This window comes from Carboxydocella sp. JDF658 (assembly GCF_002049395.1).
Classification (GTDB): Bacteria; Bacillota.
Window position 1 is genome coordinate 150320 of the sequence record NZ_BDLR01000023.1, and the last position, 17354, is coordinate 167673.

Annotated in this window: 20 protein-coding genes, 1 rRNA gene and 1 pseudogene; 20 read left to right on the plus strand and 2 right to left on the minus strand. The window is 47.5% G+C overall.

Annotation, left to right across the window (positions count from 1 at the left end):
* Positions 1-94: 94 nt before the first annotated feature.
* The 14 genes from JDF658_RS04865 to JDF658_RS04930 all read left to right on the plus strand — a co-directional run bounded on the left by JDF658_RS04865 (position 95) and on the right by JDF658_RS04930 (position 13585).
* Positions 95-2509, plus strand: a complete 2415-nt coding sequence (locus JDF658_RS04865) for a glycogen/starch/alpha-glucan phosphorylase (RefSeq protein ID WP_078664781.1) — start codon at positions 95-97, stop codon at positions 2507-2509.
* Positions 2510-2585: 76 nt separating this feature from the next.
* On the plus strand, positions 2586-5231 hold the full coding sequence (locus tag JDF658_RS04870; RefSeq protein WP_079906649.1) for a CBS domain-containing protein: 2646 nt from the start codon (positions 2586-2588) through the stop codon (positions 5229-5231).
* On the plus strand, positions 5224-5856 hold the full coding sequence (locus JDF658_RS04875) for a site-2 protease family protein (protein WP_079906650.1): 633 nt from the start codon (positions 5224-5226) through the stop codon (positions 5854-5856). Before JDF658_RS04870 ends, JDF658_RS04875 begins: the two co-directional genes overlap by 8 nt.
* Before the next feature lie 26 nt (positions 5857-5882).
* Complete coding sequence (gene trpS / locus JDF658_RS04880) at positions 5883-6869, plus strand: tryptophan--tRNA ligase (RefSeq protein ID WP_079906651.1); 987 nt, start codon at positions 5883-5885, stop codon at positions 6867-6869.
* Between the two features lie 14 nt (positions 6870-6883).
* Complete coding sequence (locus tag JDF658_RS04885) at positions 6884-7654, plus strand: ScpA family protein (protein WP_079906662.1); 771 nt, start codon at positions 6884-6886, stop codon at positions 7652-7654.
* Complete coding sequence (gene scpB / locus JDF658_RS04890; protein ID WP_079906652.1) at positions 7651-8190, plus strand: SMC-Scp complex subunit ScpB; 540 nt, start codon at positions 7651-7653, stop codon at positions 8188-8190. The genes JDF658_RS04885 and scpB overlap by 4 nt, the downstream gene beginning before the upstream one ends.
* 55 nt (positions 8191-8245) lie before the next feature.
* Positions 8246-8872, plus strand: coding sequence for a hypothetical protein (locus tag JDF658_RS04895; protein WP_079906653.1), 627 nt, complete (start codon positions 8246-8248; stop codon positions 8870-8872).
* Positions 8850-9287: a GerW family sporulation protein gene (gene ytfJ, locus JDF658_RS04900; protein WP_078664775.1), complete on the plus strand. Its 438-nt coding sequence runs from the start codon at positions 8850-8852 to the stop codon at positions 9285-9287. The genes JDF658_RS04895 and ytfJ overlap by 23 nt, the downstream gene beginning before the upstream one ends.
* Positions 9288-9365: 78 nt before the next feature.
* A complete protein-coding gene (locus JDF658_RS04905; protein ID WP_078664774.1) occupies positions 9366-9779 on the plus strand; it encodes a MazG nucleotide pyrophosphohydrolase domain-containing protein in 414 nt (137 codons plus the stop codon).
* A gap of 62 nt (positions 9780-9841) precedes the next feature.
* Positions 9842-10423, plus strand: coding sequence for a nucleoside recognition domain-containing protein (locus JDF658_RS04910; RefSeq protein WP_078664773.1), 582 nt, complete (start codon positions 9842-9844; stop codon positions 10421-10423).
* Positions 10414-10953 (plus strand): spore maturation protein, encoded by a 540-nt coding sequence (locus JDF658_RS04915; protein ID WP_079906654.1) that lies wholly within the window; start codon positions 10414-10416, stop codon positions 10951-10953. The genes JDF658_RS04910 and JDF658_RS04915 overlap by 10 nt, the downstream gene beginning before the upstream one ends.
* Positions 10954-10972: 19 nt before the next feature.
* Positions 10973-11707, plus strand: a complete 735-nt coding sequence (locus JDF658_RS04920; protein ID WP_078664771.1) for a pseudouridine synthase — start codon at positions 10973-10975, stop codon at positions 11705-11707.
* A gap of 15 nt (positions 11708-11722) precedes the next feature.
* Complete coding sequence (locus JDF658_RS04925; protein WP_159446564.1) at positions 11723-12193, plus strand: GNAT family N-acetyltransferase; 471 nt, start codon at positions 11723-11725, stop codon at positions 12191-12193.
* Between the two features lie 45 nt (positions 12194-12238).
* Positions 12239-13585 carry a glucose-6-phosphate isomerase gene (locus tag JDF658_RS04930; protein WP_079906656.1) on the plus strand — a complete coding sequence of 449 codons (1347 nt, stop codon included), beginning with the start codon at positions 12239-12241 and terminating at the stop codon, positions 13583-13585.
* Between the two features lie 41 nt (positions 13586-13626).
* On the opposite strand, the gene JDF658_RS04935 is transcribed toward JDF658_RS04930, so the two are convergent.
* Together JDF658_RS04935 and JDF658_RS04940 are read right to left on the minus strand one after the other, a co-directional pair.
* Positions 13627-13845 carry a hypothetical protein gene (locus JDF658_RS04935; RefSeq protein ID WP_078664768.1) on the minus strand — a complete coding sequence of 73 codons (219 nt, stop codon included), beginning with the start codon at positions 13843-13845 and terminating at the stop codon, positions 13627-13629.
* Positions 13846-13904: 59 nt separating this feature from the next.
* Positions 13905-14414 (minus strand): hypothetical protein, encoded by a 510-nt coding sequence (locus JDF658_RS04940; protein WP_079906657.1) that lies wholly within the window; start codon positions 14412-14414, stop codon positions 13905-13907.
* Between the two features lie 97 nt (positions 14415-14511).
* Here JDF658_RS04940 and JDF658_RS04945 point away from each other — a divergent pair, with 97 nt between their 5' ends.
* The 6 genes and pseudogenes from JDF658_RS04945 to JDF658_RS04970 all read left to right on the plus strand — a co-directional run.
* On the plus strand, positions 14512-14751 hold the full coding sequence (locus JDF658_RS04945; RefSeq protein WP_078664766.1) for a hypothetical protein: 240 nt from the start codon (positions 14512-14514) through the stop codon (positions 14749-14751).
* 78 nt (positions 14752-14829) lie between these two features.
* A pseudogene (gene cobO, locus JDF658_RS04950) lies at positions 14830-15426 on the plus strand (cob(I)yrinic acid a,c-diamide adenosyltransferase); the annotation flags it as partial.
* Between the two features lie 21 nt (positions 15427-15447).
* Positions 15448-15906 carry a hypothetical protein gene (locus tag JDF658_RS04955; protein ID WP_078664764.1) on the plus strand — a complete coding sequence of 153 codons (459 nt, stop codon included), beginning with the start codon at positions 15448-15450 and terminating at the stop codon, positions 15904-15906.
* A gap of 62 nt (positions 15907-15968) precedes the next feature.
* Positions 15969-16439 carry a hypothetical protein gene (locus JDF658_RS04960; RefSeq protein ID WP_079906658.1) on the plus strand — a complete coding sequence of 157 codons (471 nt, stop codon included), beginning with the start codon at positions 15969-15971 and terminating at the stop codon, positions 16437-16439.
* A gap of 68 nt (positions 16440-16507) precedes the next feature.
* Entirely contained in the window at positions 16508-16933 is a 426-nt protein-coding gene (locus JDF658_RS04965; protein ID WP_278307752.1) for a HutP family protein, read from the plus strand.
* Positions 16934-17281: 348 nt separating this feature from the next.
* Positions 17282-17354: ribosomal RNA gene (locus tag JDF658_RS04970) — 16S ribosomal RNA — on the plus strand; the annotation flags it as partial.

The window sequence follows — 17354 nt, forward strand, 5'->3', positions numbered from 1 at the left end:
CAAATTATTATATAATATAAAGGGAAGGATTGCTACTATTGCAAAAGTATGTGAGAATAGATATATAAGAGCACAGATTAGAGGAGGGTGTGGCATGCTGGCAGACAAGGAGAGTTTTAAGCAGGCATTTCTCGAGAAACTGGCAGCTTTGTTTGGCAAAACGCTGGAAGAAGCGACAGAGCAGGAGAAATATCAGGTGCTGGGACATCTGGTGCGGGAAGCCATTTACCAGCGCTGGGTGGAATCCAAACGACGACATGCCCAGCAACAGACAAAACAGGTTTATTATTTTTCCCTGGAATTCATGTTAGGGCGTCTATTGAGCAATAATCTAATCAACCTGGGCTGGCAGGAGAACTGGCAAGCGGCTTTACAGGAACTGGGAGTGGACTATTCCCTGCTGGAAGAAGTGGAACCGGATGCAGGCCTGGGAAATGGCGGTTTAGGCCGACTGGCAGCCTGTTTTCTCGACTCCCTGGCATCGCTGGGACTGGCTGGCCACGGTTGTGGTATCAGATATAAATACGGGCTGTTTGAACAAAAACTTGTTAATGGCTATCAGGTAGAGCTGCCGGAAAATTGGCTGAAAGAAGGGAATGTCTGGGAAACCCGGCGGGCGGATAAAGCAGTTAAGGTGCGCTTTGGTGGTCAGGTCAGGGTGGAGGAAAAACAGGGCCGGTTGAATTTTATTCATGAAAACTATGAGGAAATAATAGCAGTGCCTTATGACATTCCCATCATCGGTTATCGCAATGATTGTGTTAACACCCTGCGTTTATGGAGTGCAGAAGTGGCCAGGACGGAATTCGATTTCGCCTGTTTTAGCCGAGGGGAATACCTGAAGGCAGTAGAATATAAATATGCGGTGGAGGCTATTTCCCAGGTACTGTACCCGGATGATAATACATATAAAGGACGGGAACTGCGCTTAAAACAGCAATACTTCTTTGTCTCTGCCGGTATACAGAGTATCTTGCGCTATTTCAAAAAATGCTACGCCAATCAGTGGCATTTGCTGCCGGAAAAAATCGCTATCCAGGTTAATGATACCCATCCGGTACTGGTAATTCCTGAGTTAATGCGGATACTTATGGATGAAGAAGGGCTGGGCTGGGATGAAGCCTGGGATATAACCACTAGAACCGTGTCTTATACCAACCATACCATTCTGGCTGAAGCCCTGGAAAAATGGCCTATTGAGCTGTTCAAACAGCTTTTGCCCAGGATTTACATGATCGTGGAGGAGATAAATGAACGTTTTTGCCGGGCTCTCTGGGGGAGATATCCCGGTGATTGGGAGCGTATCCACCGGATGGCGGTAGTGGCAGACGGTTATGTAAAAATGGCTCATTTGGCTCTGGCTGGTAGTTACCGGGTCAATGGAGTGGCCAGAATTCATACAGAGATCTTGAAAACCAGGGAAATGCGGGAGTTTTACGAGTATTTTCCCGAAAAATTCACTAACAAAACCAATGGTATTACCCATCGCCGCTGGTTGTTAAAAGCTAATCCGCAGCTGGCGGAACTGCTTACAGAAGTGATTGGGGATAGCTGGATCCGGGAACCGGAAGAACTGAAACGTCTGTTACCCCTCGTTGATAACCGGGATTTACAGGAGAGGGCGGCATCTATCAAGCGTCAGAACAAGGAAAGGATGGCCCGGTTTATTTACCAGCATTGTGGTCTGAAAGTAGACCCGGCTTCTCTGTTTGATGTTCAGGTGAAACGTATTCATGCATATAAGCGCCAACTCTTAAATATTCTGCATGTACTGGACTTGTACCTGCGCTTGCTGGATGAGCCCAACCTGGACCTGGTACCCCGTACCTTTATTTTTGGCGGTAAAGCAGCACCCAGCTATTATATGGCTAAAAGTATTATTAAACTTATCAATACAGTTGCCGAGAAAATCAACAATGACCGCCGCTTTAATGACCGTTTACAGGTTTGTTTTCTGGAAAACTACCGGGTTTCCCTGGCGGAGCTGGTCATGCCTGCGGCTGAGGTGAGTGAACAGATCTCAACGGCAGGAAAAGAAGCTTCGGGTACAGGCAATATGAAATTCATGATGAATGGAGCTATTACCATAGGAACCCGGGATGGTGCCAATATTGAAATTGGAGAAGCAGTAGGAGAGGATAATATTGTCTTCTTTGGGCTTACTGCAGACAGGGTAATGCACTATTATGAACATGGCGGTTACAGTTCCTGGTATTTATATAATTCCCTGCCGCGGCTAAAACGAGTGGTGGATTCCCTGATCAATGGCTTTTTGCCCGCTGCCAGGGAAGAATTCAGCAATATTTATTCCAGTTTGACCCACAGTGATGAGTTTTTTGTCCTCAAGGACTTTTTGCCTTATGCCGAAGCCCAGGCTAAAATCGACAATTTATACCGGGATTTCCAGCGCTGGCAACGTATGAGCTTGACCAATATCGCCTGTTCGGGCCGTTTTTCCAGTGACAGAACCATCAGGGAATATGCCGGGGAAATCTGGGGACTGCTCTGATTGCTGCAAAAAATAGCAATCCAGGCCTGTTTCTGCTATAATACAAGGGTAAAGTAAGCGAGGGCGGAGGACGGAGATGGAGATAATTATCAGCCACAGCAATACGGATTTCGACGGGCTGGCAGCCATGGTGGCTGCCAAAAAACTGCATCCGGAAGCTGTTCTGGTGGCAGCTGGGAAAATGTGCCGCAATGTAGAAGAGTTTATGGCCCTTTATAAAGATACTTTTCAGATCAGAAAGGCAAAAGAAATTCCGTTAAATAAAGTCAAGAAAGTGATTGTTGTTGATACCAAAACCGCTTCTCGCCTGGGACCAGTGGCTAAAATCATCGGTAAACCCGGCCTGGAAGTGATTATCTATGACCATCATCCCCGCAATGAAGAGGATGTAAAAGGCCAGGTGGAAGTGGTGGACCAGGTGGGGGCCACCACCACCTTGCTGGTGGAGGAAATCCAAAGGGCGGGCTTGCCTCTGCATCCATTGGAAGCCACTTTGCTGGCCATCGGTATTTATGAAGATACCGGCTCCTTGACCTTTACCACAACCACGGCCCGGGATGCGGCAGCAGTGGCATATTTACTTCGCCAGGGAGCTAACCTGAAGCTCCTGGCGGAATTCATTGAACGCCCCCTGACGGAAAGCCAGAAACAGTTGCTTAACCGCCTGATCATCAATGCCCAGCATCATCTGGTCAATGGGGTCAAGGTGTTGCTCAGCCGTTCCAGCGGGGAGGAATTTATCAGCGGGCTGGCATTGCTGGTGCACAAGCTGGGGGAAATAGAAGCAGTGGATGTGATCATTGCGGCAGTAGAAATGGAAGATCGGGTGCAAATTGTAGCTCGCAGCCGCTGCGAAGGGGTGGATGTGGCTGACTTGCTGGAACCCTTTGGTGGGGCTGGTCATGCCAAGGCAGCATCTGCAAGTGTGAAAGATATGACTTTGGATGAAGTTCTCAAGCAACTGGAACAAATCATGAAAGAACGGATCCGGCCCTTGCTAACTGCCCGGGATCTGATGTCAGCTCCCGTTAAGACCGTTTTTCCTCATACCTCCATTGACGAAGCCGGGAAAATCATGTTACGCTATGGCCATTCCGGCTTACCTGTTGTCAATGAAAACCTGGATTTGGTGGGGATTATCTCCCGGCGGGACATTGATAAAGCCCAGCTGCACAATCTGGGGCATGCTCCGGTCAAAGGCTATATGAGCCGTAAGGTGATTACCATTGAACCGCATGTACCTTTGCCGGAAATTCAAAGATTATTGATTGAACATAATATTGGCCGCCTGCCGGTGGTTGAGCAGGGACGGCTGGTAGGTATCGTTTCCAGGACCGACGTTCTGCGAACTCTACACGGGGATTTATTGCCCCATCGCATTCAGGCCGTTTATTTGCCGGAAGAGGACGCCAGCGGGGAGCGCAAGACCATAAAACAGCTTTTGCAGGAGCGCTTGCCGGCGGAAATCACTGATTTGCTGGCTAAAATCAGTTATGTAGCGACCAAAAATCACCGTCAGGTTTATGTGGTAGGCGGTTTTGTACGGGACCTTTTGCTGGGAGTGGAAAACTTTGATATTGATCTGGTGGTAGAGGGGGATGGTATTGCTTTTGGTCAGGAACTGGCCGAGTTTTTCTGCGGCCGTGTCCGTACCCACGAAAAATTCGGCACGGCCATAGTCATCCTCCCCAATGATTTTAAAATCGATGTGGCCACCGCCAGAACGGAATACTATGAATACCCCGCTGCCCTGCCCAGGGTGGAAAAATCTACCTTACGGGAGGATTTGTACCGCCGCGATTTTACCATCAATGCCATGGCCATCGATTTGTCCCGGGACAACTTTGGTCAGCTGGTGGATTATTTTGGCGGTCGGCGGGATTTAGAAGAAGGGGTGATCCGGGTTCTCTATAATCTTTCCTTTGTAGAAGACCCCACCAGAATTTTACGTGCCATCAGGTTTGAACAGAGATATAATTTCCTAATGGAGACTACCACTTTGCGGCTGGCGCAACAGGCTATTAAGGATCAGTGGTTGACCAAACTATCCTATGACCGGATCAGGGAGGAACTGAAACATATTTTTAGTGAGGACAATCCTTCCAAGGCTATTTTCCGCATGCAGGAATTAGGTCTCTGGGACCTGATTATCCCGGAGCTTAATCTGGACCAGCAATGTTGTCTGGTATTGGAGGCCTTACCCAGGGAGATTTTATGGTTGAAGGAACAAGCGGTAGGCAAGGAGGCATTCCAGCCCTGGCTGGCTTATATGATGGGGTTGTTGTACCGTTTGCCTGTGGCCCAGCAGGAAGAGGTAGTGGAAAGAATGCGGCTGGCAGCGGTAGAACGGGACACTATCCTCGCTGCCATGAAAGCCTGGCCCCAGGTACAGCTGCTGTTGCGGGAATGGCCCCAGATTACCCTGGGCCGATTGGCTGCCCATCTGGATGAATTGGGCTGGGAGGCAGGAGCTTTTTTCCTGGCGGCCACTCAAAAACCGGGTCCCCACGGCATGTTGCAGGCCTATTATGCCCGCAGGCGCGAATTAAAACTGCATATCAGCGGCAATGATCTTATTCAGCTGGGCATTCCCAGAGGACCTGTATATCGTACAATCCTGGCCGAGATCCGCCGTTCTAAACTGGATGGGAAAGCGGTGACGCGAGAGGATGAAATACAATTGGCCAGAGAAATAGCAAGGAGAGAGGGATTTAATGTTTAATGATTTATATTCCTTAATTGCGAGTATACCAGGTTTATTATTGGGTTTTGCTTTCCATGAATTTGCCCATGCCTGGGTCGCCTATAAACTGGGAGATGATACAGCGGCAAGGGAAGGGCGGTTAAATATAAATCCTCTTTCCCATCTGGATCCAGTGGGTACATTGTTGCTCATCTTTACCGGTTTTGGCTGGGCCAAACCGGTTCCTGTCAATCCAGTGCGCTTTACCCGCCGAATAGATATGCGGACAGGGATGATGCTGGTAAGCCTGGCTGGTCCGCTGACTAATGTCTTAATAGCCTTGCTGACAGTAATTAGCTGGGGGTTGTTGGTCCGTTTTGGAATTGAACTATCTCCTGTCCTTGAAATCATTTTGCAGGGAATTCTCAGTATCAATGTAGGTTTGGCAGTTTTCAACCTTCTGCCCATTCCGCCTCTGGATGGCTCCAAAATCCTGTTTGGTCTGTTGCCTTATCGCTATACCCGCTGGCTGGAACTGCTGGAACAGTACTCCTATCCAATTCTTTTCTTGATGCTGCTAACAGGTTTTCATCGGGTTCTTTTAGTTCCCTTGCGGGATGTATTAATTACTTTCTTGCAACTTGTAGCCAATTTACTAGTCTAGCATAGATGGGGAAAGGAGCACAGTCAATGCAGAGAAAAACCATACTTAGTGGCATGCGGCCGACCGGGCGCTTGCATATCGGTCATTTAAGTGTTCTGGAAAACTGGGTTAAACTACAGGAAGAAAATGATTGCTACTTTATGGTAGCTGACTGGCATGCAATTACCACTGCCTTTGAACATACCGAACAAATAGCGGCCAATACCCGGGAACTGGTACTGGATTGGCTGGCTGCTGGTCTGGACCCGGAAAAGGCGGCCATCTTTGTGCAAAGCAAAGTGCAGCAACATGCGGAACTACACCTGGTTTTTTCCATGATCACTCCTATTTCCTGGCTGGAAAGGGTGCCTACTTATAAAGACCAAATTCAACAGTTTGGTGACCAGGGGAAGGATATCAACACTTATGGTTTCCTGGGCTATCCTTTGCTGCAGGCGGCTGATATCCTCGTCTATCTGGCCGATGCTGTTCCGATCGGGCAGGACCAGTTACCCCACCTGGAGTTGACCCGGGAAGTAGGGCGCCGCTTCAACTATCTCTATCAGACCCAGCTCTTTCCCGAGCCTCAGGCTATTTTGGGGGAGGTTCCCCTTTTGCCGGGTCTGGATGGACGGAAAATGAGCAAATCCTATGGCAATGATATTAGCATGGTAGAAGAGCCGGAAAGCCTCTGGCAAAAAATCCGACAAATGGTCACAGATCCGGCCCGTGTTCGGCGTCAGGATCCAGGCAATCCTGACGTATGTGTGGTTTATACCTATCAGAAAATCTACAATCCTGCGGCTATTGTGGAAATTGCCGAAGGTTGCCGTACCGCTGGTATTGGGTGTATTGACTGCAAAAAGCAACTGGCGGAACGTCTGAATGAAGTAATGACTCCTCTAAGGGAGAGGCGGAGACATTACAGTGAACAGGCGGGTCTGGTGGAAGAGGTTCTGGCTGCCGGGAGGGACAAGGCCAGCCGCAAAGCTGAGGCGACAATGCAACGGGTCCGGGAGGCATTGAAGTTTTAGAAAGGAAGAAGATGGTGGCCTACGAAATCCAGCTGGAAACATTTTCTGGACCTTTAGATTTATTATGTCATTTAATTGACAAAAACCAGATGAATATTTACGATATCCCCATTGCTACTGTGGTGGAACAGTATCTGGACTACCTGCAAGCCATGCAGGAACTGGATCTGGAGGTTACTTCCGAATTTCTGGTCATGGCCGCCAAGTTGCTGGCCATTAAAGCTAAAATGCTTCTGCCCCGGCCGCGCCTGGAAGGGGAGGAAGAGGACGAGCTGGTCTATGAGGAAGACCCTCGCGAGGAGCTGGTGGAAAAACTTCTGGAATATAAACAGTTCAAGGCTGTAGCCCAGCTTCTGGAAATACGGGAAAGAGAACAGGGCCAGATGTATTTTCGCCAGAACTGTCGCGAGCTGTATGAATATCTCTTTTGCCCCCGGAATCCACTGGCCGGGGTGACGCTGGAACAGCTGCTGGCAGCTTTAAAGCAAGTGCTGGAACGGGCTGAGGACCAGGAAGATCCCAAACCTGTTTCCTATACTCGGGAACAATTTTCGATACGGGATAAAATGCGGGAGATTTTGCGCCATCTGGTCCTCTACCCCGAAGGAATAACTTTTTCTTCCCTGTTTACCAGGCGATCCAGTCGAACCGAGGTTGTTACTACCTTTCTGGCTATTTTAGAGCTGTTTCGGCAGGGCAAGATTGCCCTTTTTCAAAGGCAGCTGTTTGGCGAAATTGAGATTAAAGGCAACAACACCATTATGATTGAGGAGGAACAGGAGTGACCACCCTCTTTTCCGAGGAATTACAGGCAGCCCTGGAAGCGGTTTTATTTGCTGCTACTGAGTCATTGACTGAGGAAAAACTGGCCACAATCCTGGGCATCAGCCAGGAAGAAGTGCAGGAACAGCTGCAAAAATTGCAGGAAGATTTGCAACGGCCGGAACGGGGATTAACGTTACTGCAAGGAACTGAGGGCTGGCGGCTGGTGACTAAACCAGTATTTGCTCATTATATTGAGCACTTGTTTCGCCCTCAGCAAAGCAATTTTTTATCAAAAGCAGCCCTGGAGACCCTGGCCATTATTGCCTACCGGCAGCCAATTACCCGGAGCGAAATCGAGCTCATCCGGGGAGTGAAAACTGAGAAGGCCATCAATACTCTGCTGGAAAGAGGCCTGATCAAGGAAGTAGGCCGCCGGGAGGGTCTGGGTAAACCTATCCTGTATGGAACAACCGAAATGTTTCTCAGCCACTTTGGTTTGCAAAGTCTGGCTGATCTACCCCCATTGGAGGAATTTCTTACCGCCCTGGAAGAATAGGGCGGTTTTTTTGCGGTTAAATTAACAAGGGATCGAAATTTAAGGGGGAAGTGCGGTGTCGGGCCTGTATTGGTTTCTTATCCTGGCCTTCATAGGCTTAGCTGGTTGGGCTCTTTACCGCCTGCCTGTATATCTGGAATTAAAAATAAAACGCACTGGAACAGAGAAAAAAATAATCTGGCGTTTAGCTCTGGCCAGGCAGGGATGGACTGTGCTTTATTCGGAATGGCCGGCTCAGGAACTCCACTGGCATAAAAAGCAATTGCGTTTTTTCTGGTCAGAAGTGTTGCGGGACTACCTGGGTACCAATCTGAACAATTACCTTTATACATTTGAACCCTGGTTTAACAGTTTGCGCCGTCATGCCCGCGTATTGAGATTGCGCCTGGAACTAGAAGGAGGGTGGCCTTTTGCCCCTCACTTAACTGGCCTCTTTTCTGGTCTGGTCTGGATAGGGGTAGCCCTGGTTAACCGGATGATCCCCCGCTTTTTCGCTCCATCTTCCCGTACAGCAGAATTTGCCTATCGGCCTGATTTCCTTGCCTCGGAATGGCAAATAGGTTTTTTGTGCATAGTAAACCTTTCCTGTGGTCATATTATTAATGCCGCCGGGAAAACGCTCTGGCGGTTATGGAAGTGTAAAAAAGGGGGAAAAGCTGATGGCAGACCAGCATCCCATTGAGGCATTGATGAAAACAGCAATGGAAAGCATCAAGGAAATGGTGGATGTAAATACCATAGTGGGTGATCCGGTAGAAACACCGGATGGGACGGTGATAATTCCCGTTTCCAGAGTATGCTGTGGTTTTGCTGCTGGCGGCGGGGAGTTTGAGCTTTTAGGTGGGGGCAACAAGAAAGATAACACCCAGGCCATACCCTTTGGGGGTGGTAGTGGTGCAGGAGTATCAGTACAACCGGTTGGATTTTTAGTAGTAGGTCAGAATCAGGTACGGCTCTTGCCGGTTGATGGAAATGCGGTGGTGGATCGATTGCTGGACATGGCTCCCGGTCTTCTGGAAAAAATACAGAACATTGTCAGTGGGAAAAAAAGCAAGGAAAAAGAGGAGAACAAGACAGATATCGGGGCGGGATTATAGTGATAGGGGCTTGTCCCCCTTTTTTCTTTGCGGTATAATTGTTGGTAAAATTTAATGCCACTAAAGGGGTAGGGTCGCATGGAATTACGAGCAGCTGTGGAAGCAATTTGGGCTAATCGTAAGTACAAGGTTTTGGATCCACGGCAGGTGATCAGCCATCTTAATGAAGAAGTGGCAGAAAGCCTAAAGGCTCTGTTACGGGGGGATGAAGAAAGCGCCCGCAAGGAGCTGGAAGATGCCCTTTCCTGTTTGTTTATTGCTCTGAAAGTAATGGATGTGGATCTGGAAGCTGCTATTGAGCGGCAAATAGCTCAGATGCAACGCAGTGCCCGCAATCAGTCAGAACGGGTGATGGTGATCAGGCCGGGAGAAGTGGAACTGCTGGTTCAGGGAGTGCGCAAAGGTGGTTGGTCCATCTGGGGTGAAGAAGATGTTGCAGAAGCGGAAAAAATAGCCAGAGAATTTGGTTTTGCTGTTATTTATGAATTATAAAAAGTTCTTTTCCTCCCGCTCAGAGCGTATATTGAAGGTAGCAAAAGTCGGGAGGTTTTTTTATGCTCAACTGGCTGTGGAGCGGTTTACTGCTTTGCGGTTTCCTCTTTGGGGCTATTAATGGGCAAATAGACCGGGTTCTTCAGGCTGCCTGGCAGGGAGCGCAACAGGCGGTGGAGCTGGCCCTGGGTTTGGTAGGCATTATGGCCTTCTGGCTGGGCATTTTGCGAATAGCTGAGGAAGCTGGGCTGGTAAATGGGCTGGCCAGGCTTTTGCGTCCTCTCCTGATCAGACTTTTTCCTGACGTTCCGGTGCAGCATCCGGCCATGGGCGCAATGCTGATGAATATTGCTGCCAATTTACTGGGCCTGGGCAATGCAGCCACCCCTCTGGGCCTGCTGGCTATGCAGGAGTTGCAAAAACTGAATGGCTACCGGGATGAAGCCAGTAATGCTATGTGTACATTTCTGGTACTAAACACCGCTTGTTTTACCTTGATTCCAACAACAGTCATTGCCTTGCGAGCCAAACTGGGAGCTCAGCAACCTACTGACATTATCGGACCCACGATGCTGGCTACATTGTTCGGGCTGGGAGCTGGCCTGCTGCTGGATCGCTGGTGGCGGAGGAGGCGATGGTGGTGATCACTGCACTGCAAGAGCTTTCCCGCTGGCTGGTGCCGTTTTTTCTGGTTCTGGTGATCTTAGTAGCGGCAGGTAAACGGATTAAAGCCTATGAGATTTTTATCGAAGGGGCAGAAAAGGGTTTTACAACAGCAATAAAAGTGATACCATATTTAGTGGCGATGCTGGTAGCCATTAATGTATTTCGGGCCTCCGGGGCCCTGGACTTTATCGGCAGAGCTTTGGCTCCTGTTCTTGGTTTATTTGATATACCACCGGATTTGCTGGCTTTGGCGATACTCCGCCCACTATCCGGTAGCGGTGCATTGGCTTTGAGTGGTGATATAATGAAGACATATGGCCCGGATAGTTTAATTGGCAGGATTGCTGCAGTTATGCAGGGTAGTACAGAAACTACTTTTTATATTCTGTCCCTTTATTTCGGGTCAGTGGGGATCAAGAAATTTCGGCATGCTCCCTGGGCAGGGTTAGTGGCTGATGCTGTGGCATTTCTGGCAGCAATTGTTATTTGTAAACAGGCTTTTGCTTAATAACAGGGGAGGAAAAAAGATGCCGCTGGAGAGATTGCAAAAAATCCTGGCTAAAGCGGGGATTGCTTCCCGGAGACGGGCAGAAGAACTGATTTTGGCAGGAAAAGTGAAAGTAAACGGCAAAGTGATAAAAGAACTGGGTTTTAAGGCTGATCCCGAGCGCGACCTGATCGAAGTTAATGGTAACAAGATAAAAATTAACGATGAGAAAATTTATATTTTATTATATAAACCGCGAGGTTATGTCACTACCGTCAGAGACCCGCAAGGGCGCCCTACGGTCTTACAATTGCTTAAGGATGTAAAGACCCGGGTTTTTCCCGTCGGTCGCCTGGATTATGACACGGAAGGACTACTTTTATTGACCAATGACGGTGAATTGACCTATGCTCTTACCCACCCGCGCTATAAAGTACCCAAAACCTATTTGGCTCTGGTAGAAGGGGTACCGGAGGAGGAAAAATTGCAGGCACTACGCCAGGGGGTCCCTCTGGAAGACGGGATGACGGCTCCGGCACAGGTCAGGTTAGCAGGCAAGGAAGGCAGAAGAGCCTGGCTGGAGATTACCATTCATGAAGGCAGGAAACGCCAGGTTAGACGCATGTGCCAGTACATAGGTCATCCGGTTCTATTTCTGAAACGTTCCAGCTTCGCTTTTTTAAATTTAAAAGGTCTTAAGAAGGGTGGATATCGTTATCTAAACAGTGAAGAGATCAGGAAACTCAGGCAAATAGCCAGGATTGAGAGGAAATAAATGGGGGAGACCGGGATGATTGTGCGTGAGGCAACCCGTGAGGATTTGTACGGGATTACAGCTTTATGGTATGAACTGGCTGTTTTCCATGAACAATACGGGGAACAATATCGGCTGGCGGCTGGAGCCAGGGAAAATTATTTTCGCTATCTCAATACGCTACTAGCAGATCCTACCAATTTTTTGATTCTGGCAGAAGAACATGGTGAGGTACTGGGTTTTTGCCATGGTATGTTGTTGACCCGGCCCCCAATTTTCACTATTACACGCCTTGGATTTATTTCTGAACTGGGAGTCCGGGCCAGTCACAGACGGCAGGGCATTGGACAAGCCCTTTTACGCGCTATTCTGGAGTGGTTTGAAAAAAACGGCGTGGAACTGGTGGAAATTGCTAATGCCCAGGAAAATGAAATCGCCCGTAATTTCTGGAGCAGTCAGGGATTTGTTCCCTATATGGAACGGCGGGCCTTCTGGCTTAATCGCTAAACAGCCTGGGCATGCATTATAAATCAAATCCAGAGGAGGTAGCTTATGAAAAACATCACCCTTGACTATGGCAAAGCACTAGCTTTTGTTCGTGAGGAGGAATTAAGCCAGCTGGCACCGGCTGTTAAGCTCGCTCACCAGCTGCTACATGAAAAGAAAGGACCCGGCCAGGAATTCACTGGCTGGGTTGAATGGCCACAAACCTATGATCGCCAGGAGTTTGAGAGAATAAAAAATGCTGCTGCCCGCATCAAGGAACAGGCAGATGCCCTGATTGTTATCGGTATTGGGGGTTCTTATCTGGGGGCCAGAGCTGCGATTGAACTGCTTGGCCACACTTTCCGCAATCAACTTAAGGCGGAGAAAAGACAGGCACCGGAAATTTATTTTGCCGGTAATAACCTGAGTCCGGTATATTTAAAACATCTATTAGAAGTACTGGAAGGTAAGGAGCTGGCACTAAACGTTATTTCAAAATCAGGAACCACAACCGAACCGGCGCTTGCTTTCCGCTTCTTCCGGGAGCTGCTGGAACGCAAATATGGGGTTGAAGGGGCCCGGGAACGGATATATGTTACCACTGACAGGAACCGGGGAGCTTTAAAACGCCTGGCTACCGAAAAAGGCTATGAAACCTTTGTTATTCCAGACGAAATCGGGGGCCGTTATTCTGTGCTTACGGCAGTGGGAATGTTGCCAATAGCTGCGGCCGGGATTGACATTGAGGAAATCATGGCCGGGGCGCGCGAGGCCATGGAGTTGTATGCTAACCAAAACCTGGAACAGAACCCGGCATACCAGTATGCAGCTCTACGTAATCTTTTGTATGCCAAAGGCAAGACTCTGGAAGTACTGGTCAGCTATGAACCCCAGTTACATTCCTTTGCCGAATGGTGGAAACAGTTATATGGAGAGAGCGAAGGTAAAGACGGCAAAGGTATCTTTCCTGCGGCAGTAGAGTTTTCCACTGACCTGCATTCCCTGGGGCAGTATTTACAGGAAGGTTTGCGCAATCTGTTTGAAACCGTTCTCATGTTTGAACAATCTACAGCAGAATTGTTCATACCCGAAGATCCCGATGACAGTGATGGCCTGAATTTTGTTAGCGGGAAGTCGCTTGATTTTGTCAATAAGCAAGCTTTTGCCGGCACTCTCTTGGCCCATGCTGATGGCGGGGTACCGGCACTGGTTGTCAATATACCTGCCAATAATCCATATTATTTTGGCCAGTTAGTCTATTTCTTTGAAAAGGCCTGTGGAATAAGTGGCTATTTACTGGGGGTAAATCCATTTAACCAGCCTGGTGTAGAGGCATATAAAAAGAATATGTTTGCTTTACTGGGTAAACCTGGTTATGAGCAATTACGCCAGGAATTATTAAAAAGGCTATAAAACAGGACACCCCGTTCCCCCTGTGGAACGGGGTTATATTTTTAGTCGATAACATTGTGGTGATGATGGGATAAACGAATGACATCACCACAACCATTACACTTGAATTCTGAAACCCAGCCCTTTTCATCCACTAAACGGGTGTTGAGATGCCGGAATTCTTCACTATCACAGATACCACATCCATGATCCATGTTGATTTCAATGCTCTTCCCCATGCTGTTCAACCGGAAAGTACCAAACTTTTTTACCCGTGGCATGGTTTCCCACCTCCCTGATTCTATTTTAAAATGGGAGGCGGGACTTGGCAAGTCCCAATTTAACCGTAGGGGTAAAGAGCATGGTCAAGATCTCTGTCCCATTTCTTGACTGCATAACCGCCATAATTGGCCAGGAGGTTACCGATCTCATTAATTTTGCTGTTATCTGATTCAATCGCTACCAGGGTATTGCCTTCCAGCACTTCTGTAGCCAGATAGTTAGCCTCCTCAGTATGAACTCCCAGGTAGGACAGAGCATCAGCAATGCTCTTGTCTGGTTGCATAATTGCATCCGCCAGGGGGCCAACAGCTGCGAAGGTACCATGCTTTTCGAGTTCCACTATTTCAACAGGATACAGCCCCTGCAGCGGAGCCAATGGTTCAGACTGGCCATAAATACGACTGGTATACAGGAGTATCCCTTTTGGGCCTCCTAATACCTCTTCATTATCGGATTTTAGCTTAGTAACTACGGAAACCTGATCTGGTCCGAGAAACGGACTGATTTCTTGAACGGCTTTAATGGCATCACCGGCATTGTTAAAAAGAGCTGTTACTACTCTTTTCATAATCACACCTCCAGTAATAGCATTTCTTTTCTGATAAGTTTTCATGTATGGAAGCAGTCTCACTGGTAAATACTACTACAACGAAGGAGGGAGAATAATGCCACGCTGCAATAATTGTGGAAACACAGTGAACTTCTCCAGTTCCCTGATTCCTCCACCTGTCCCCGAGGCCTGTGGTCCCCCGACTGGCCTTTATGCTAATTTTGACGATGAGGGTTTTATCAGTACTATGGAGGCAACGGGAGCAGATCTGGACACGGCGCAACTGGCCTATGAAAACCCCAGGCGGTACTTTGATACTTGCGGGTTATGTGGCTCCAGAGACCTGACCTGGTAGAAAAAAATCCCCTGTCCGGCAGGAAAAGTGCCAGACAGGGGAGAATAATTTTTTTAGCTTCAGGGAAGGGAGAAGGAGAAAATGCGTCAGCGCTTAACACAGGGGCTAATTCAGGTTTATACAGGGAATAGCAAAGGAAAATCTACGGCTGCCTTTGGCCTGGCTTTACGGGCTATTGGTCATGGTTTTAAAGTTTATATTATTCAATTCATGAAAGGTAGCGGTTATTATGGGGAGCTAGCTACCTGGCATCGCCTTTATCCTTACATTCAATTCAGCCAGTACGGTCGTGGCTGTCCCTACAGTCACCTTATTCGCCAGGGGGAAGATTCTTGCCGGGGATGTGGTCAATGCTTTGTCAAAAAAGGGGAAGCTACAGCCGAAGATATAAGACAAGCTGCCATGGCTTTAGAAAAAACTAGAAAGATTATGGCTACCGATGAATTTGATATTATTATTTTAGATGAAGTACTAAATGCAATTTATTTTGAGCTAATTTCCACGAAAGAAGTTCTAGAACTGATCAATAATAAGCCTCCTCTGGTGGAGTTGGTCCTAACCGGGCGTAATGCTCCGCCGGAAATCATTGCAGCGGCCCATCTGGTTACAGAAATGAAAGAGATAAAGCACCCATTTCAACAGGGAATTTCAGCGAGAAGGGGTATTGAGTATTAGAAAAAGTTTGGAGGTTTATCTATGGTTAAATCTCTGGAAAATAACCAAGTTGTAATATCACCGGTACGGGCGAGAATTCGCCTGGATTTTAAAGGGACTGGAAAGAAAGCTTTATTTGGAGGTAAGTCTCCAGAAAAAATGGCTGAAGAAATCCGGGATCAGCAGGCAGCATTGCTGCGGAACGTACCCTGGCAAGGGGTAATTGTCGAAGAAATAGACATGGGTCTAGACATCTATACCGTGACTGATGAAGTGGATGGCAGGGAAATGGCCTTTGCGCCCTTGATTATAACTGTCCGCTGTGATACCCTTGAGGAGATTTTGCCCTTTATTGTGCGAGATGAGTTTCGCAAGATTGAGATCCTTGCTCCTGCGGACTTTGTCATGGATAGGTTGGAAATAGAACGACTGCTGTTTCGTCTTTTTACTGAATTGAAGAGAACCAAAGAATTATGGGAGAAACGTCTAAACAATCGATAATCAAACAAATTTTTACATAAGAGACCAGGAGGCAGGCATATGATATTGCGGGAGGGATTATTATGCCTGCCTGGGATTATGTATTTCGAGCTATTACGGCAGTAGCCATCTTAACAATTTTGAGCATAGGCTTTTATCAATTGTGGGACAATTCAATACCAATGGAGGGGTATTTTAAAGTCTCAGCCTTTTTAGAAAATCATCATGACCCCAAGGGACATATATATTACTCTGAAGAAGCTATATCTGTTTTTAGCACCGAACAAAATCAAGCAGATTATTACTGGCGCCTCATACCTGAAAACTTTAGCCAATCAGCTGCAATAATAGTAGAAAGAAATGGTATAGCGATTGCAGATTTTTTACTGGGGGAGGTAACTATACCCTCCCAGAACCGTGATCGCATTACGATTTATAATAGACTTAATAAAACAATAACTGTGCAGGTTGAGAAATGGACTGAACGGGGCAGAGTAAGCAAGGGGCAATTGTCAATAAAAGCAGGTCAGCGGGCGGAAATATTCACCGAGTGATATTGCTTGTATACAAATTGTTAGATATAATTAATTAACGCTACAGAGAGTTTAATGAGGTGATATCGTTGGTTCATGCACCAACTGGCAGCAAGCGAATTGCCGCTGTTGCAATTCGTATGGCGTTAACATCCGACCGAGAAGAAGAAAAAAATTTGAAAAACGAATTTGCCAAAATTGGGATAAAAACTGCAGCAGTAGATTATGGTGGTGAGTTTGTACCTTCAGTGGCAAAAATCGTAGAGAGAGCTGTTGTGGCAGCTAAACGAGAAGGCGTTATCAAAGATACCCATGCCGACGAAGGAGCGGTTGCAGGTGCAACCCGAGAAGCTCTGGCTCAAATCATGCCTAAAGCAGTTGGGTTAAACGTAGGTGGCAAAATTGGTATTGCTCGTTATCAAGACCATATTAGCGTAGCCGTTTTCTTTGGTATAGGACTTTTACATTTGGATGAGGTCGCTATTGGTTTAGGCCACCGCGCAGCCCCACAATAAAAACAAAAAACTATTGACACGTTTATTCTCTGTGTGTTATTATATGCAAGCGTCGGGGGACAAGTTCCCCCGATGAAAAAATAAAATTTGTAGTTGACAAAAAAGCTACCGATGTGATATTATAACTAACGTCGCTGATGCGAGGTTCGAAGTTGGATGTTCGAGGTTCGAATCCGGGAAGAGGTCATACTGAGGTTGATTAGAGGCGAGCAGATAACGCAGTAATGCGAAGCCTATAATCAACCGAAAAGAACAGATCCTTGAAAACTGAACAGGATGTTCTACACCGTAAAACGGACTCGTCAGTTTCGAGTTTCTATTAATTTCGGATGAAAACTTTTCGAGATATATTCGGAGAGTTTGATCCTGGCTCAGGATGAACGCTGGCGGCGTGCCTAACACATGCAAGTCGAGCGGAGCC